11 protein-coding genes and 1 tRNA gene are annotated in these 16,983 nt (G+C 69.1%); 7 read left to right on the top strand and 5 right to left on the bottom strand.

Annotated elements, in window-relative coordinates; genetic code table 11:
• Positions 1-16: 16 nt before the first annotated feature.
• The 3 genes from ACIRG5_RS32400 to ACIRG5_RS32390 form a co-directional block, all read right to left on the bottom strand.
• On the bottom strand, positions 17-1,714 hold the full coding sequence (locus tag ACIRG5_RS32400) for a GGDEF domain-containing protein (protein WP_402911767.1): 1,698 nt from the start codon (positions 1,712-1,714) through the stop codon (positions 17-19).
• Positions 1,715-1,728: 14 nt separating this feature from the next.
• Positions 1,729-1,799: transfer RNA gene (locus tag ACIRG5_RS32395), tRNA-Gln, on the bottom strand.
• 88 nt (positions 1,800-1,887) lie between these two features.
• The gene (locus ACIRG5_RS32390; protein ID WP_402911764.1) at positions 1,888-3,027 is read right to left on the bottom strand and encodes an alpha/beta hydrolase family protein; all 1,140 of its coding nucleotides are present in this window, start codon (positions 3,025-3,027) and stop codon (positions 1,888-1,890) included.
• Between the two features lie 172 nt (positions 3,028-3,199).
• On the opposite strand from ACIRG5_RS32390, the gene ACIRG5_RS32385 reads away from it, so the two are divergent.
• Together ACIRG5_RS32385 and ACIRG5_RS32380 are read left to right on the top strand one after the other, a co-directional pair.
• The gene (locus ACIRG5_RS32385) at positions 3,200-4,141 is read left to right on the top strand and encodes an acyl-CoA desaturase (protein WP_402911761.1); all 942 of its coding nucleotides are present in this window, start codon (positions 3,200-3,202) and stop codon (positions 4,139-4,141) included.
• A gap of 33 nt (positions 4,142-4,174) precedes the next feature.
• On the top strand, positions 4,175-4,774 hold the full coding sequence (locus ACIRG5_RS32380; protein ID WP_402912621.1) for a TetR family transcriptional regulator: 600 nt from the start codon (positions 4,175-4,177) through the stop codon (positions 4,772-4,774).
• Between the two features lie 87 nt (positions 4,775-4,861).
• Here the strand turns inward: ACIRG5_RS32380 and ACIRG5_RS32375 are convergent, their stop codons facing one another.
• Both ACIRG5_RS32375 and ACIRG5_RS32370 read right to left on the bottom strand, forming a co-directional pair.
• The gene (locus ACIRG5_RS32375) at positions 4,862-5,971 is read right to left on the bottom strand and encodes a PQQ-dependent sugar dehydrogenase (protein ID WP_402911759.1); all 1,110 of its coding nucleotides are present in this window, start codon (positions 5,969-5,971) and stop codon (positions 4,862-4,864) included.
• 7 nt (positions 5,972-5,978) lie between these two features.
• Entirely contained in the window at positions 5,979-6,512 is a 534-nt protein-coding gene (locus ACIRG5_RS32370; RefSeq protein WP_402911756.1) for a DUF4291 domain-containing protein, read from the bottom strand.
• 43 nt (positions 6,513-6,555) lie between these two features.
• Between ACIRG5_RS32370 and ACIRG5_RS32365 the strand changes: the two genes are divergently transcribed.
• The 5 genes from ACIRG5_RS32365 to ACIRG5_RS32345 all read left to right on the top strand — a co-directional run bounded on the left by ACIRG5_RS32365 (position 6,556) and on the right by ACIRG5_RS32345 (position 15,598).
• Positions 6,556-6,801: a hypothetical protein gene (locus ACIRG5_RS32365; RefSeq protein WP_402911753.1), complete on the top strand. Its 246-nt coding sequence runs from the start codon at positions 6,556-6,558 to the stop codon at positions 6,799-6,801.
• 169 nt (positions 6,802-6,970) lie between these two features.
• A complete protein-coding gene (gene mfd, locus ACIRG5_RS32360; protein WP_402911750.1) occupies positions 6,971-10,525 on the top strand; it encodes a transcription-repair coupling factor in 3,555 nt (1,184 codons plus the stop codon).
• A 14-nt stretch (positions 10,526-10,539) separates the two neighbouring features.
• Positions 10,540-11,481, top strand: coding sequence for a hypothetical protein (locus ACIRG5_RS32355; protein ID WP_402911748.1), 942 nt, complete (start codon positions 10,540-10,542; stop codon positions 11,479-11,481).
• Complete coding sequence (locus ACIRG5_RS32350; RefSeq protein ID WP_402911745.1) at positions 11,478-12,398, top strand: MazG family protein; 921 nt, start codon at positions 11,478-11,480, stop codon at positions 12,396-12,398. Before ACIRG5_RS32355 ends, ACIRG5_RS32350 begins: the two co-directional genes overlap by 4 nt.
• Before the next feature lie 29 nt (positions 12,399-12,427).
• Positions 12,428-15,598, top strand: a complete 3,171-nt coding sequence (locus tag ACIRG5_RS32345) for a PDZ domain-containing protein (RefSeq protein ID WP_402911743.1) — start codon at positions 12,428-12,430, stop codon at positions 15,596-15,598.
• The last annotated feature ends 1,385 nt before the right edge of the window (positions 15,599-16,983 follow it).

Genomic DNA, 16,983 nt, shown 5'->3' with positions numbered 1-16,983 from the left:
GAAGTCCGCGACCAGCCTAAGCCTCCGCGGACGGCTCCCCGGCCACGGCCGCAACCTGGCAGCCACCTTGACGCTTCGCCACGTACATCGCCGAGTCCGCCCTTGACAGGGCCTGGTTGGCGGATTCGCGGGGGCGCAGCGAGATGACGCCGACCGACAGCGTCACGCCCCGGGAGAGGTCGATTGGCAAGCCTGCCACGGCATCCACGGCGCGGCCGAGTGCCGCTTCCGCGGCGTGCAGAGGGGCTCCCGGCAGCAGCACGACGAACTCGTCGCCGCCGTAGCGGGCCACCATGTCGTCACCCCGCAGGGCCTGCCGGAGTGTGCTGGCAATCACCCGAAGAACATCATCACCCTCGGCATGTGAATGCCGGTCGTTGACGCCCTTGAATCCGTCGAGGTCGACCAGCGCGATCGAGAACGGATCGACCTGACCGGCGATGAGCTCGCCCATCTTGTCGTCGAGCGCGCGGCGGTTCGGCAGTCCGGTCAGCGGGTCCTGCAACGCCTGCTGCGCTATCTGGCCGTGCGCGCGCGTCAGCCGTTCGTGCTCACGGCGCGTCTGCAACGTGGCCACGCGGGACTCCCGCATCTGCCACAGCTCCAGTTCCAGGGCCGCGTTGTAGGCCTGCAACGCCGACGTCGTGTGCGGCCCGGACAGGTGCGCGTACTCGCGCTCCAGCGACAGCACCAGCGACGGTTCGGACGTGTCGTGCTCCATCTGCGTGCGCGTGTCGTCGAGCACCTTGAGGGCGTCGTCCAGCCGGTTCGCCTCGACCAGGCACCGGGCCAGCGCGATCGCGACGATGATCAGTTCCCGCGCGTACATCGACAGGCCGCGCAACGACCACAGCCGGTCGAGGTGGCCTTCCTTGGGATTCGTCAGCGCGTGCGCGGCGCCGAGGATCGGCACCTGCTCGGCGGCGTCGAGGTCGCGCCTGCCGGGGTGCAGCGACTGCCGGAACGGCACCTCGGCGGCCTCGGCGAGCCCGGAGGCGACCTTGAACTGCTCGTGCGCGGCGTCGTGCAGGTTCACCCGTTCGAGCCGCAGGCCCCAGCCGATCCGCAGCCGGGCGCGGTTGACCAGGTGCACGTAGATCTGGTGGGGCTGGCCGCTCTCGCGCAACGCGTTGTTCGCGCCCGCCAGCACGTCGTCCGCCATCTCGTAGACGCCGAGCTGGGTCAGCACGAGGGCGATGTCCTGCAGCGTCGTGGCGAGCAGCTGGTCCCAGATGCGCTTGTCGAAGACCGGGTCGATCTCGGGTTCCTCGTCGAGCATCATCGCGAGCGCCGACGCGATCTCGGTCAGCGCCTTGTCCTCGGCGTTGCCCAGCAGGAACCGGCGTCCGCGCAACGCCCGCGCGTCCGCCTCCAGCACGATCAGGCCGTGCCGGCGGCAGTGGGCGAGCATCTCGTCGAGCTGCGGATCGGACATGTCGACGAGGCCCGGCGTGACCAGCCTGACCACGGCCGCGGCTCTGAGCAGCTGCGCGACGATCCGGGGCTCACCACGACCCTGCGCCTCGGCGAGGATGTGGTCGATCTCGGAGGCCGCGTCGAGCTGCGCGGCGAGGTGGCTGCTCTGGGCCACGGCGACGAGTTCGGACGCGCGACCAACCAGCCACGCGTCGGACATCTCGTGATGGCGGTGGCCCACGTTGCCCTGCTCGTCGACCGTTTCCTCGGGCAGCTTCGCACCTCCCAAAGACCACACTGACTCGTGCCCAGCTCCGCCACCAGGATTCGAACCTGGACCATCTGAACCAAAATCAGAGGTGCTGCCTTTACACCATGGCGGAATGAGCGAACTCGCGTCCGCTCAGGGCACATGTTGTCACGAGTGGTCCTCTTCTTGTCCAACCACCACTCACTCGGCTCAGTTCAAGATCACGGCTTGGCGCCGACTGACCTGGTCAGAAAGTCACCGAGCGCGTCCCGGTACGTGTCCGTCGCCACATTCCACCCCGACGTGTGGTCGGCGCCCGGGATCTCGACGTACTGCAGCGGCCACCCGAGCCCGCTCGCCGCCGTCGCGAGGTCGCGCGAGGACTGGGCGGGCACGGTGCCGTCCGCCGAACCGTGGATGAGCAGCGTCGGGGGCTTGAGTGCGGGAGGGTTGCGGACCAGGTCGAACCGGTCGAAGTCGATGTCCGCGCGCCAGCCGGACACCAGCTCGGCCACCGGCGTGAGCCACGTCGGCACGCCCCGGTTCGCGGCCTGCAGGTTGAGCGTCTGCGTCCAGTTCGTGACGGGGGAGTCGAGCACCACGCCCGTCACGGCCGCCGCGAGTCCGGACCGGGCGAGGGTCTGGCCGACGATCGCGCCGCCCATCGACCAGCCGTAGAGCACGATCTTCTTCGCGCCCTTGCCCTGCGCGTACCTGATGGCGGCCTCGACGTCGTGCCACTCGGTGTCGCCGAGGTGGTAGAGGCCGTCCGGCGACTTCGGCACGCCGGCGTCGTTGCGGTAGGTGATCAGCAGGACGGGCAGCCCCGCGCCGTGCAACTGAGGCACCACCCGCAGCGCTTCTTCGCGTGACGCGCCCCGCCCGTGCACGGTGATGACCCACGTGTCCTGGTTCGATCCCGGGACGAACCACGCCGGCATGTCGCCGAGTTCGCCGGGGATCGCGACGTCGCTGTAGACCAGGCCGAGCGACGTCTTGGGGGTGCCTTCGTAGACGTCGGTCTCGATGCGCACCTTCGTGCCCTCAGGCGGTGCGGTGCCTTCGAGCAGAGGACGTTCTACGCGGCCGTCCTCGGCCGAGGCGACGTCGCCGACCTTCGCGGTGCCGCCGGGCCAGACGATGCCGAACGTGCCGCGCAGCGTCGTGAGCTTCGATTCGGCCAGAACGACGTTCTTGTCGTCCACGCCGAGCGCGGTCTCCGGGTAGCGCCGCGGCACTTCCTCCGGTTCGAGCAGCTCACCGCTGTAGTACCAGCCGACGACGCCCAGAGCCGCTGTGACCAGCACGAGCACGACGAGCAACGAGGTCACGGTGATCCGGATGATCCTGCGTCTGGCCATCTTCCGATGATGCCGGGTCGAGGTCTCGATTCCAGGCGACACAGCGTGCTGATCCTGAGAACTGCCCGAGAGTTTCCACGCGGGGTGTGGCGACGGCGGACGGCCCTAACCTACGCTTCCGTAAGTTACGGTCGCGTAGGTTTGTCCGCCCCCCACCCCCAGAGGTTCGCGCATGACGACGACGATCAACCAGTCCACGGATCAGGGTCCCAAGCCGCTGTTGGGAAAACGACGAAGCAACGCCGAGCAGTCCGGCGTGTACGTGTTCGTCGTCGTTCCCCTCATCGCCCTCCTGGCCGCCGTCCCCTTCGCGTGGGGCTGGGGCCTCGGCTGGGTCGACGTGGTCCTCTTCGTCGCGTTCTACTACCTCTCCGGCCTGGGCGTGACGATCGGCTACCACCGGTACTTCACGCACGGCTCGTTCAAGGCCAAGCGCCCGCTGAAGATCGCGCTCGCGATCGCCGGCTCGATGGCGTTGCAGGGGCCGGTGATCGACTGGGTGGCCGACCACCGCCGCCACCACGCCTTCTCCGACCGCGAGGGCGACCCGCACTCGCCGTGGCTGTTCGGCAGCGGTCCCGCGGCGCTGGCCAAGGGTTTCTGGCACGCGCACATGGGCTGGCTGTTCGAGCGCGACAAGACCAACCACCAGCGCTTCGCCCCGGACCTGCTGGCCGACGAGGACGTCGTGTGGGTCGACAAGCACTTCGTGCTGTGGACGACGATCTCGCTGGCCGCGCCCGGCGTGCTGGGCGGCCTGCTCACATGGTCCTTCTGGGGAGGCCTGACCGCGTTCTTCTGGGCGGGCCTGGTCCGCGTGGCCTTCCTGCACCACCTCACCTGGTCGGTGAACTCGATCTGCCACATGGTCGGCGACCGCCCGTTCGCCGCCCGCGACCGCTCCGCCAACGTCTGGGCGCTGGCGATCCTGAGCTTCGGCGAGTCGTGGCACAACCTGCACCACGCCGACCCGACCTCCGCGCGGCACGGCGTGAAGCGGGGCCAGATCGACATCTCGGCCCGTGTGATCCGGGTGTTCGAGAAACTCGGCTGGGCGACCAACGTGCGCTGGCCGAGTGAACAGCGGCTGGCCAGGATCACCGCGAAGACGTGAGCTTTGTAGGCTGACTCGATGGTCAGGGTCAGGATGACGGGCAAGGAACGCCGAGAGCAGCTCCTGGACGTCTCCCGGTCCCTGTTCGCCGAGAAGGGCTTCGACGCGACGTCGGTCGAGGAGATCGCGTCCCGCGCCAGCGTGTCGAAGCCCGTCGTCTACGAGCACTTCGGCGGCAAGGAAGGCATCTACGCCGTAGTCGTCGACCGCGAGATGCAGCGCCTGATGGACCAGATCATCACGGCCCTCGACGGCGGCTCACACCCGCGTGAGCTGCTCGAACAGGCCGCCTGCGCGTTGCTCGACTACATCGAGGGCTCGACGGACGGGTTCCGCATCCTGGTGCGCGACTCGCCCGTCGCGTCGTCCTCCGGCACGTTCTCCTCCCTGCTGAACGACATCGCGTCGCAGGTCGAGCACATCCTCGGGCTGCACTTCGCCAAGCAGGGCTACGACCGCAAGCTCGCCGCGCTGTACGCGCAGGCGCTGGTCGGGATGGTGGCGCTGACCGGCCAGTGGTGGCTGGAGGCGCGCAAGCCGAAGAAGGACGAGGTGGCGGCGCACCTGGTCAACCTCGCGTGGAACGGACTCTCCGCGATGGAGCACAAGCCCAGGCTGCGCAGCCGTTCCTGATCTGGTTCGCTGAAACGGTCCGAGCCCCCTGGAGCGATGCTCCTCGGGGTGGCCGTTCGTCGAGGGGTCGGGCGGCCATCCAGGATCTCAGGCGGTGCCGGTGAGCTTGAGCAGCTTGTCGTCCGTGCCGTTCGACGACGTGATGTAGAGCGATCCGTCCGGCGCGGTGCGGGCGGCGCGCAGGCGGCCGTACTTGTCGTTCAGCTCATCGGGGATGCTCACGTTCTGCACCTTGCCCGCCGCGTCGAGCGTGAAGAGCAGCAGCTTCGAGCCCTTGAGCGCGGTGATCGCGAGCTTGCCGTTCCAGAACGCCGCCTGGCAGATCGCCTCGGTCGGCGATCCCGACGACCACACCGCCGGCACCGCGTCGGGGAACCGTTGCAGGTCGGTCATAGGCACGCTCTCGTCGTACCCGCTCTTCGTGCCGCCCTTGGACGGGTCCCAGCCGTAGTTGGCACCCTTCTGCACCAGGTTGACCTCGTCGTCGACGTCGGGCCCGTGCTCACTGGAGAAGATCTGGTCGCCTCCCGGCCGGAACACGACGCCCTGCACGTTGCGGTGCCCGTAGGAGTAGATCCGGCGCTCGTTGGCGTTCGCCGAGGTGATGAACGGGTTGCCGGCCGCACCCTCGCCCGTCTCCGGGTCGATCCGCAGCACCTTGCCGCCGAGACTGGTCCTGTCCTGCGGGTTGCGGGCCTGCGCGATGTCCCCGGTCGCGACGAACATCGAGCCGTCCGGCGCCAGCGTCGGCCGGCAGCCGGAGTGGCGTCCGCTGGAGTTCGACGGCATGCCGGTGAGCAGGTCCTTGGTCTTGGTGGCCTTCGTGCCGTTCAGGCGGAACGTCACCAGCCGCACGTCCTTGGACGTGTTGTAGCACACCGTGAAGCGCTGGTCGTCCGGATGGATCACCAGCCCCATCAGGCCGCCCTCGCCGCGCACCTGGATGTCCTGCAGGTCGATGTCGATGGGCGTGACCTGGCCGTTCCTGACGAGCTTCATGGTGCCCGGCCGTTCGGTGACGAGCACGGAGCCGTCAGGCAGGAACCCGACGTCCCAGGCGTGCTGGAAGCCGCCCGCGACCTCCTCGACCTTGAGCCCTGTTGGCGCGGGAGCCTTCGACGGCGCGTTGCCGCCAGGTTCCGGCGACGAGCACGCCGCGACGACCAGCACCAACCCGGCAGCAACAAGTGCGCGCATGTCCCAACTATGCGATTTGTGCCGTGGAGGTTCCGTAAGGCCGCTCAACGGGCAGCAACGCGCGCGCTCCGTCCAGATCGAGCGCACGGACCTTCCCGTGCACCTCGCGCGCAAGGGCCGTCACGTCGGTGATGCTCGTGATCCACTCGTTGACGTACATGGCCGAGGCCTCGCGCGTCAGTCCGATCTGGATGGAGCGGTGTTCCAGCGCTTCGTGGTTGAGCCCGCGTTCGGGATCCCACTGCACGCGCACCGACGGCTTGCCCCTGACGCTGCTCTCGACCGCGTTGGAGACCGCCCAATCGAACCCCGCACGGGTGATGCGCACGGCCAGCACGCGTTCCTGGCCCTCCTTCCGGGCGTACCCGCAGCGGTACATCATCCAGAGGAACGACGGCTTGATCCACGTCATCCGCTCCGCCTTGAACGGCGGCACGAACCGTTGCGCAGCCACGGCCGGATCGGCGATGGCCGGTGAATAGGCCTGGTAGACCACGATGGACTGATCGTCGTAGTCAGCCCTGATCTCTCTCGTTGACACGATTTCAGGATCGGGCCGCGGTCAATCGAATAGAACCGGAGGCGTGCTGGACATGATCGTTCCCGATCACGCGACCAGGGAGACGGTCGAGCTCGTGTGGCAGGCCGTGCTGGACGGCACGCTCAACCGGGCCGCCGCCCACCGCTGGGCAGCGCGCTGGGTCGAGGCCGACGACCTGGGGGGGCGACGATCCGATGGTGTGGTCGAGGTGCACACGTCGAGCGCCGTCGAGGAAGCCCTCACCACCTGGCGGGCCGCCTGCGCGAACCGCCCGGCCACCACCACGTGATGATCCTCGAGGCAGACCTGACGGACGCGCTCCCGGAGCCGCGCTCGAGCCACCCGATAAGGGGTCGCGGAACGAGCTAAGGTGGATGGTGAGGCCCCTCGTCCCAGGCAGGGGTCTGTCCGGCGTTCGCACCTCGTGCGCCATTCCGCACTCGACCGGGGTTTCTCACATGTCGCTGCTCGGCCTGCTCGATGGTGTCCTGCCCGACAAAGCCCTCCGCACGTTGATCGAATCGGCGGGGGTTCCCGAGCTGGAGCTGGACGGTCCGCTGGCCGCCCGCCCGCTCGTCACCGCCGCGCTGTCCACGGTCCGGCCGGTGCTGGCCGTCACCGCCACGGGCAGGGAGGCCGAGGAGCTGACGAACGTCCTCAAGGACCTGATCGGCCCGGACAAGGTCGCGTTCTTCCCGAGTTGGGAGACGCTGCCGCACGAGCGCCTGAGCCCGCGCGCGGACACTGTCGGCGCGCGGCTGCAGATCCTCCGCAGGCTCAAGCACCCCGAGGACGACCCGATCAGGGTCGTCGTCACGACGGTCCGCAGCCTCATCCAGCCGATGGCGCCTGGCTTGGGCGACCTCAAGCCCGTGCACCTGAAGGTCGGCGAGGAGCAGGACTTCGCCGAGCTGCTCACGCGGCTCGCCGAGAACGCCTACAGCCGTGTCGACATGGTCGAGAAGCGCGGCGAGTACGCGACGCGCGGCGGCATCCTCGACCTCTTCCCGCCGACGGCCGAGCACCCGTTCCGCGTCGAGTTCTGGGGCGACGAGGTCAGCGAGATCCGGCCGTTCTCGGTGCAGGACCAGCGTTCGCTGCCGGTGGAGGTCACCGACTTCGTCGCGCCGCCGTGCCGTGAGCTGCTGCTGACCGACGACGTGCGGCACCGCGCGGCCGAGCTGGCCGAGGAGCACCGGTCCGACGCGCACCTCGCGGAGATGCTGGAGAAGATCTCGGGCGGCATCGCGGTCGAGGGCATGGAGGCGCTCATCCCCGCGCTGTGCCCCGGCGAGCTGCAGCTGCTCACGGACGTGGTCGAGAAGGGCACGCACGTCCTGCTCAACGACCCGGAGAAGATCCGGGCCCGCGCGGCCGACCTGGTGCGCACCGGGCAGGAGTTCCTCGAAGCGTCCTGGATGGCGGCCGCCTCCGGTGGCAAGGCGCCGATCGACCTCGGCCGCAGCGGGTACCAGGGCATCGGCGAGATCTCCGAGCACGCCAAGGCGAACGACCGTCCGTGGTGGACGCTCAGCCAGCTCACCACCGACGCCCGTGATGTCGTGCACCTCGACGTCAAGCCGGTCGAGGCCTACCAGGGCGACGTCGAGCGCGCGTTCGCCGACCTCAAGGCGCACACGGCGACGGGTGGTGCGGCCGTGCTGGTCGTGCCCGGCGCCGGTACCGCGCAGCGCGCCGTCGAACGGCTGGGGGAAGCCGAAGTCTCGGCCGTCTGCGTCGAATCCCTCGACGCGGCACCGAAAGCGGGAACCGTCACGGTCGTGCGCGGCGCGCTCGAAGACGGGTTCGTGCTGCCGGACCTCGCGCTGGTGGTGCTCACGGAGACCGACCTGACCGGTGGCCGCGGCGGCACGTCCACGAAGGACATGCGTCGGATGCCGTCCAAGCGGCGCAACGCGGTCGACCCGCTGGCGCTCAAGGCCGGCGACTTCGTGGTGCACGAGCAGCACGGCATCGGCAAGTACGTGGAGATGGTCCAGCGCACGGTCGCGGGCGCCACCCGCGAGTACCTGGTCCTCGAGTACGCCAGCAGCAAACGCGGCCAGCCCGGCGACCGGTTGTTCGTGCCGACCGACCAGCTCGACGAGGTCAGCCGGTACGTCGGCGGCGAGCTGCCGTCGTTGAACAAGCTCGGCGGCAGCGACTGGAAGAACACGAAGTCCAAGGCGCGCAAGGCGGTCAAGCAGATCGCGGCCGAGCTGGTGCAGCTCTACGCGGCCCGCCAGTCCGCCCCCGGCCACGCGTTCGCGAGTGACACGCCCTGGCAGCGCGAGCTGGAGGACGCGTTCGCGTTCACCGAGACGCAGGACCAGATGGCCGCGATCGACGAGGTCAAGGCCGACATGGAACGGTCCGTGCCGATGGACCGCGTCATCTGCGGCGACGTCGGCTACGGCAAGACGGAGATCGCGGTCCGCGCGGCGTTCAAGGCGGTGCAGGACGGCAAGCAGGTCGTCGTGCTGGTGCCGACGACGCTGCTCGCCCAGCAGCACCTCAACACGTTCGCCGAGCGCATGCGCCAGTTCCCGGTGAACGTCAAGGGGCTGAGCCGCTTCACCGACGCGCAGGAGTCCGCGCAGACCATCGCCGGTCTCGCGGACGGCGAGGTCGACATCGTGATCGGCACGCACCGGCTGCTGCAGAAGAACGTGCGGTACAAGGACCTGGGCCTCGTGATCGTCGACGAGGAGCAGCGGTTCGGTGTGGAGCACAAGGAACACATCAAGGCGCTGCGCACGCACGTCGACGTGCTGACGATGTCCGCGACGCCGATCCCGCGCACGCTGGAGATGTCGCTGGCCGGCATCCGCGAGATGTCCACGATCCTGACCCCGCCGGAGGAACGGCACCCGATCCTCACCTACGTCGGCGCGTACGACGACAAGCAGGTCGGCGCGGCCATCCGGCGCGAGCTGATGCGCGACGGCCAGGTCTTCTACGTGCACAACCGGGTCTCGACGATCGAGAAGGCCGCGAAGCGCATCCGCGAACTGGTGCCGGAGGCCAGGGTCGTGACCGGGCACGGCCAGATGAACGAGGACAAGCTCGAACACCTCATCCAGGGGTTCTGGGAACGCGAGTACGACGTGCTCGTCTGCACGACGATCGTCGAGACCGGCCTGGACATCTCCAACGCCAACACGCTGATCGTCGAGCGCGGCGACCTGCTCGGCCTGGCCCAGCTGCACCAGCTGCGCGGCCGGGTCGGCCGTGGCCGCGAGCGCGGGTACTCGTACTTCCTGTACCCGGCCGAGACGCCGTTGACCGAGCACGCGCACGACCGGCTCGCGACGATCGCGCAGAACACCGAGCTGGGCGCCGGCATGGCCGTCGCGATGAAGGACCTGGAGATCCGCGGCGCCGGCAACATCCTCGGCGCCGAGCAGTCCGGTCACATCGCGGGCGTCGGCTTCGACCTGTACATCCGGCTGGTCGGCGAGGCCGTCGAGGCGTTCCGCAAGCACGCCGGTGCCGACGGCGGCGAGGTCGAGGAGGACCTCGCCGAGGTCCGCGTGGATCTCCCGGTCGACGCGCACATCCCGCACGAGTACGTGCCGGGGGAGCGGCTGCGGCTGGAGGCCTACCGCAAGATCGCGGCCGCCTCCGACGAGGCCGCGCTGACGTCCGTCTGGGACGAGCTCAAGGACCGCTACGGCACGCCGCCGGAGCCGGTCGAGCGCCTGCTCGGCGTGGCCCGCCTGCGTCACGCCTGCCGCCGCCACGGGGTCACCGAGGTGATCGCGATGGGTCAGAACCTGCGGTTCGCGAAGCTGGAACTGCTCGACTCGCAGCTGGTCAGGTTGCGCAGGCTCTTCCCCAAGGCCGTCTACAAGCAGTCCATGGGGACGGTCACCGTGCCTAGGCCGACGGAGGGAGCGGCGGGCGGCCGGATGGGTGCACCGCAGCTGCGCGACCAGGAGCTGTTGAACTGGTGCGGTGCGTTCCTCGACTCACTCGCGGGGACTCCCGTGACCCCGGTCACCAAGGCGTGAGAGGGTAGATCCTCGTGAGCACTGTTCTGAAGCGTTTCTCGCTGGTCGGTGTGGCTGTGGCGCTGCTTGCCACCGGTTGTGGCACCGGGCCCGCGAAGGCCACCTCGGCCGCGATCGTCGGGGACCAGGCGATCGGTCTGCAGACCGTCCAGGACCGCACCGTGAAGGTGCTCAAGAAGGAGCCCGCGGCCCAGCAGATGCAGGACCAGGGCAAGCTCGACCAGGTCTCGAAGCTGGTGCTGGCCGACGAGATCAACCACAAGATCGCCGAGCGGGCCGGTCAGCTCGAGAACATCACGGTCGACGAGACCAAGGTGTTCGACGCGATCAAGGAGAAGGGCGGCGCCGAGGCCGCCGCCAAGCAGAGCGAGCAGGACGAGACCACGATCTACCGCCGTCAGCGCGACGTGCTGGTGATGGGTGAGCTCGCCCGCCGCAACCTCTCCACGCTCGAGGTCGTCATCGACTTCTTCCAGGTCCAGGACCCGAAGGAGGCCAAGGAGAAGGCCGCCGAGGTCACCGCCGACTCCTCGAAGATGTCGAAGTTCGTGCAGGAGGCGCCGCGCACCACCAGCGGCCAGCAGGCGTCGGCGACGAACCAGAAGGTCCGCGTCACCGAGAACCCGTCGCTGGTGCACACGATGCTGTGGGGCGTGAAGCCCGGCACCGTCGTCGCCTTCCCGGCCGACGAGCAGCAGTCCAGCTGGATGGTCGCGCTGGTCAAGGAGCGCAACAAGGTCTCGCCGACGCCCGGCGAGGAAGACCTGATCGAGCGCATCGACCCGCAGCTGCTCGCCGCCTTCGGCCTGCGGATCGCGCAGTTCCTCACCGCGGACCTGAACATCGAGGTCAACCCCCGCTACGGCGTGTGGGACCCGACCAACGCGCAGATTGTCGGCAACCCCGGCGAGCGCGCCGGTTTCGTCGGTGTGAGCTCGACCAAGAACAAGTCTTGATCACCGTCGTCGTCCTGAGCGAGCGGCTCGACGCCGTGCTGCCCGCCGCCGCCCTGCCCGCGTTGCGCACGGCCACGGCCGTCTACGCGGGCGAGGGCGTGCCGCTGGAGTTCTGGTCCTCGCTCGGGGTCGACGGCCCCGCGCCCGCCGTCGTGGAGGACGGCGCGGTCGTGATCACCACCGAGGCCTCCCGGTACCCGGACGCGACCGTGATCACGACGCCGGAGCCGCTGGGCGCCGCGCTGCTCGACGCGGCCGCGGTGATGCACCGGCTGCGTTCGCCGGGCGGGTGCCCGTGGGACGCCGAGCAGGACCACGACTCGTTGCGCCAGTACCTCGTCGAGGAGACCTTCGAGCTGCTCGAGGCGATCGAGGACGGCGACCGCGTGTCGATGCGCGAGGAGCTCGGTGACGTGCTCCTGCAGGTGCTGTTCCACGCCCGCGTCGCCGCCGAGGACCCCGAGGACCCGTTCGACATCGACGCCGTCGCGTCCGAACTGGTCGCGAAGCTCGTCGGACGGCATCCGCACGTCTTCGAGGGCAACGACCCGGCGGTGCACGACGCGACCTCGCAGCAGCACCGCTGGGAGGAGCTCAAGCAGGCCGAGAAGCAGCGCGAGTCCAGTGTGGACGGTGTCGCGCTGGGTCAGCCGGCCGTCGCGCTGGCCGCGAAGCTGGTGCAGCGCACCAAACGCGCGGGCTTCCCCGTCGACCTGCTGCCGGAGGGTGACGACACGGGCACGACGTTGTTCGCCGTGACCGCTTTGTCCAAGCTCGCGGGTGAGGACCCGGAGACGGAGCTTCGCCAGGTCTGCCGCCGTTTCGCCGCGAACGTCCGCGAGGCGGAGGCCAAGGCGCGGGCCGAAGGTCTAGATTCTCTTATGGCTGAGGACTGGCGGCGTTTTTTGCCCTCCTGAAACGGTGAGCGTGGGCTAACGTCGATCTCGTGACTTACCTTCGATATCCGCATCTGCGCGGTGACTTGGTGACGTTCGTGGCCGAGGACGACGTGTGGCTCGCGCCCGTCGACGGAGGAAGGGCCTGGCGCGCGTCCGCTGATCAGGTACCGGCGCGCACGCCCCGTTTTTCGCCCGACGGCACGCAGTTGGCCTGGGCCAGCTGGATCGACGGCGCCCCGGAAGTGCGCGTGGCTCCTGTGGACGGTGGTCCCGCACGCCGGTTGACGCACTGGGGCGTGGCCCGGACGGCCGTGTCCGGGTGGACGCCGGACGGGCGAGTGCTCGCCGTGTCGACCACGGGCCAGATGTCGCGGCACCGCAAGCAGGCGCACGCCGTTCCCCTGGACGGCGGGCCTTCCGAGGTGCTGCCGTACGGGTGGGTCAACGACGTGTCGTTCGGCCCGGACGGCCAGGTCGTCGCGTCGTCCAGCTACATGCAGGAACCGGCGTGGTGGAAGCGGTACCGGGGTGGCACCGCGGGCAAGCTCTGGGTGGACGCCGAAGGCTCCGGCGACTTCGTCCGCGTGCTGTCCGGCCTGCAGTCGTCGCTGGCGAACCCGATGTGGGTCAACGGGCGCATCGCGTTCATCTCCGACCACGACGGCGTCGGCAGTGTGTTCTCGGTGCTGCCGGACGGCACCGACCTCCAGCGCCACACCTCCGGTGAGTTCTACGCCCGCAACGCCTCCACCGACGGCTCGCGGGTGATCTTCCACCAGGCCGGCGAGCTGTGGCTGCTCGACGGGTTGTCCGAACTGCGCAAGCTCGACATCAAGCTCGGCGGCCCGCGCACCGGCCTGCAACCGCGTCACGTCAAGGCTTCCGGCAACGTCGAGTCGTTCAGCGTCGACCACACCGGCCGCGCCTCTGCCGTCGAGGTCCGCGGCTCCGTGCACTGGGTGACGCACCGCGACGGCCCCGTTCGCGTGCTGGCCGACCGCTCCGACGTCCGCGCGCGGCTGCCGAAGGTGCTCGGCGAGACCGATCACGTGGTGTGGGTGACCGACGTCGAGGGCGAGGAGGCCCTGGAGGTCGCGCCCGTCGGCGGGGTCGAGCCGGGCAACACCGCGCGCCGCATCGCCTCCGGTGCGCTCGGGCGGGTCATGTCCCTGGCCGCCGCGCCGGACGGTTCGCGCGTCGCCGTCGCCACGCACGACGGCCGTTTGTTGTTGGTGGACATCGCTTCCGGTGAGATTCGTGAGGTCGTTCGCGGTGCGAACGCGCACATCACGAACCTCGCCTTCTCGCCGGACTCCGCGTGGCTCGCGTGGTCGCATCCCGGGCCGACTCCGTTGCGGCACATCAAGATGGTGAACGCGGTGGATCTGTCCGTTGTGGACGTGACGCCGCTGCGGTTCGCCGACTTCGCGCCGACCTTCACCGAGGACGGCAAGTACCTGGCGTTCCTGTCGATCCGGACGTTCGACCCGGTCTACGACGCGCACGTGTTCGACCTGTCGTTCCCGACCGGCTGCCGACCGCACCTCGTGCCGCTGGCCGCCACGACGCCGTCGCCGTTCGCGCCGATGCACGGCGGCCGCCCGGTCGGCGACGAGGACAAGGACTCCGAGGACGACGACGAGAAGGCCTCGGTCACGAAGGTCGACCTCGAAGGTCTCGCCGACCGCGTGGTGCCGGTGCCCGTCGCGGCCGCCGACTACGTGTCGTTGAAGGCGGCTCGCGGCGGCCTGCTGTGGCTGCGCCGGCCGTTGCTCGGCGTGCTGGGGGACAACCTGGCGTCGCCAGAAGCGCGCCCGCCGCGCACCGTGCTGGAGCGCTACGACTTCACCAAGCAGAAGACCGAGTGCCTGGCGGACAGCGCGGACGCGTTCGCGGTGTCCGGCGACGGCAAGCGGATGGTCGTCGAGGACCGCGGTGACCTGCGGGTCGTGCCGTCCGACAGCAAGGCGGACGAGGACTCGGCCGACTACGTGGAGATCGACCTCGCACGCGTGCGCGTCGTCGTCGATCCCGCGCTGGAGTGGGCGCAGATGTACGCCGAGAACGGGCGACTCATGCGCGACCACTTCTGGCGCACCGACATGGGCGGCGTCGACTGGCAGGGCGAACTGGACCGCTACCGGCCGCTGGTGGCCGAGGTGGGCAGCCACGACGACCTGGTCGACCTGCTGTGGGAGGTGCAGGGCGAACTCGGCACCTCGCACGCGTACGTCTGGGGCTCGTCACCGCACGTGCCCGCCTCGCGTCGTCAGGGACTGCTGGGTGCCGACCTGGTGCGGGACGGCGACTCCTGGGTCGTTGAGCGCGTGATCCCCGGCGAGACGTCCGACCCGCACGCGCGTTCGCCGCTGTGCGCGCCTGGCGTGGCCGTGCGCGCTGGTGACGCTCTCGTGGCCGTGGACGGCCGCCCGGTCGGGCTGGCAGGGCCGGGGGCGTTGCTGGTGGGGACCGCCGGGAAGCCCGTGGAACTGACCGTCCGGCCCGGCGGTGGCGGCGAGCTGCGTCGGGTCGTAGTCGTGCCTCTGGCTGATGAGGAGCCTCTGCGCTACCACGACTGGGTCGCCAACCGTCGCGCGTTCACGCACGCGCAGTCCGGTGGCCGGGTGGGCTACCTGCACGTGCCGGACATGATGGGCGCCGGCTGGGCCCAGTTGCACCGAGACCTGCGGGTCGAGCTGGCTCGCGAGGCTCTGGTGCTGGACGTCCGCGAGAACGGCGGCGGGCACACCTCGCAGCTGGTCATCGAGAAGCTCGGCCGCAAGGTGATCGGCTGGTCCGTCGCTCGTGGCTACACGGCGTCCGAGTCGTACCCGCAGGACGCGCCTCGTGGCCCTTTGGTGGCGGTGGCCGACGAGTACGCCGGATCGGACGGCGACATCGTCAACGTGGCCATCAAGGAACTCGGGATCGGCCCCGTTGTCGGGGTGCGCACCTGGGGCGGTGTGATCGGCATCGACATGCTGTACACGCTGGTCGACGGCACGATGGTCACCCAGCCGAGGTACGCGTCCTACTTCAAGGGCCACGGCTGGGCGGTGGAGAACTACGGTGTCGACCCGGACATCGACGTGGTCATGACACCGTCCGACCGCGTTTCCGGCCGCGACCCACAGCTGGAGAAGGCCGTTTCGCTGGCTCTGGAAACCCTTTCATCTTCACCCGCCGCTCACGCTCCGGAGTTGCCGCCGCTGAGCTGAACACCCCATCGTGTGACTAAAGAACTGTGACGGACTGTTCCATGTGGACGATCAACCAGATGGAACAGTTCTCACCGTTCGGGGGTGTGCTGAAGATGAGTCACCGTGATGAGCCGCGCAGTGGCCGCGGGTGCTTCGGGGCCGTGGTCGTCGTGCCGTTCCTGGCACTGGGCGGCATGTTCGCGTTGATCGCCTTGACGGGGTCGCCGAGTGAGGCGCCGTTGGCCGCGCCTCCGCCTGCTCGGCCTTCTACGTCCCAGTGGTGGACTGAGCCCTTCGAGACCGGGGTTTCGTTGGCCACCGTTACCGAGACCGTGGTGGTGGAGGGGGCGGCTCGGGAGGTTCGGGCGGCTCGCCTGGCCACGCAGACTCGGGTTGTGGGCACCACTGTTACCGAGACCGTCCGGGTTTCTTCTGCCAAGCCTGCTGCTACTGGGCGGAATGAGCCTTCGGAGCCTGAGGAGGAAGAGCCGGCTTCGCCGTCGTCTTCTGGAGCGGCTTCGCCGCCTGTGGTCACTACCTCGGTGCCGTCCACTGTGTCCAGTGTGCAGCCTCCGCCGGTTGTGGAGACGCCGGTGGTTGTGCCGCCTGTTTCCACGGCTCCGCCTGTGGATCCGCCTGCTGAGGTTCCGCCGTCGACGCCTCGGGCTGAGGAGCCTGTTCCGCCTGTTGCTTCGCCTGTTGTGCCTCCTTGTGATCGGGCCGAGCCTCCTTCGGAGGAGTCGGGGGAGGTTCCCGTGGTTTCCCCTGCTGAGGAGCTGGCGGCGTCCGTGCCGTTGGCAGGGGTTTGAGAGAGGGGGCTGGGGCCTTCTTCCGCCTGGCCCCAGCCCCCCTTTTCGTTTTGTGCGTCGGTTCTGCGCGTCGGTTGGGTGGGTCGTCCCCCTGTTGCGTTGGCGGGCGGCGGTTTGTTGTCCGTAGGTGGGTCACCGTGCGAGGGGATGCGGCGGCTGATTCCTGGGGCTCCGCCCCAGACCCCGCCAATCTGATCAAAAGCCGGGGTCTGCGCCATGCGCGGGTTGATGGCACGCCTGTTGCGTTGGGCGGAGTTGCGTTGCTGTGGTGGTTGCGTTGGTGGGGTGGCTTCGTCACGAGTCGCACCAGGAGCGGGCCACATCAGGGAAGGGGTGTCAACTCGACGAAAAGCGTGTCGAGTTGACACCCCTTCCCTGATGCAGCAAGAGCTGTGGCACGACTCGTGACGAAGCCACCCCACCCAAACCGCACGGTAAGAACGGCTCGCCTTCGGTGTCGCTTGCGGGCGTGGGCTTGCCGTGACCGCGCGCTCTGTCTGCTCGCCTAATGAGTGCTGAGCCGGTCGTCTGGCAGGCTCGGTTCTGGTAGCGCTGGTGGGTGAGCACTCTGCTCGCCTGGACTGTGAGTCCTTG

It is taken from the genome of Lentzea sp. NPDC102401, assembly GCF_044765805.1.
GTDB classification, from domain to species: domain Bacteria; phylum Actinomycetota; class Actinomycetes; order Mycobacteriales; family Pseudonocardiaceae; genus Lentzea; species Lentzea sokolovensis.
The sequence above is the reverse complement of the archived record's forward strand: the minus strand, read 5'-3'. Positions and strand labels throughout refer to the sequence as shown.

What these genes read in the sequence shown, in the direction of transcription:
- ACIRG5_RS32390 (WP_402911764.1), bottom strand. Translation starts at nt 3,027, where the DNA reads ATGGCCAGACGCAGGATCATCCGGATCACCGTGACCTCGTTGCTCGTC.
- ACIRG5_RS32385 (WP_402911761.1), top strand. Translation starts at nt 3,200, where the DNA reads ATGACGACGACGATCAACCAGTCCACGGATCAGGGTCCCAAGCCGCTG.
- ACIRG5_RS32380 (WP_402912621.1), top strand. Translation starts at nt 4,175, where the DNA reads ATGACGGGCAAGGAACGCCGAGAGCAGCTCCTGGACGTCTCCCGGTCC.
- ACIRG5_RS32375 (WP_402911759.1), bottom strand. Translation starts at nt 5,971, where the DNA reads ATGCGCGCACTTGTTGCTGCCGGGTTGGTGCTGGTCGTCGCGGCGTGC.
- mfd (WP_402911750.1), top strand. Translation starts at nt 6,971, where the DNA reads ATGTCGCTGCTCGGCCTGCTCGATGGTGTCCTGCCCGACAAAGCCCTC.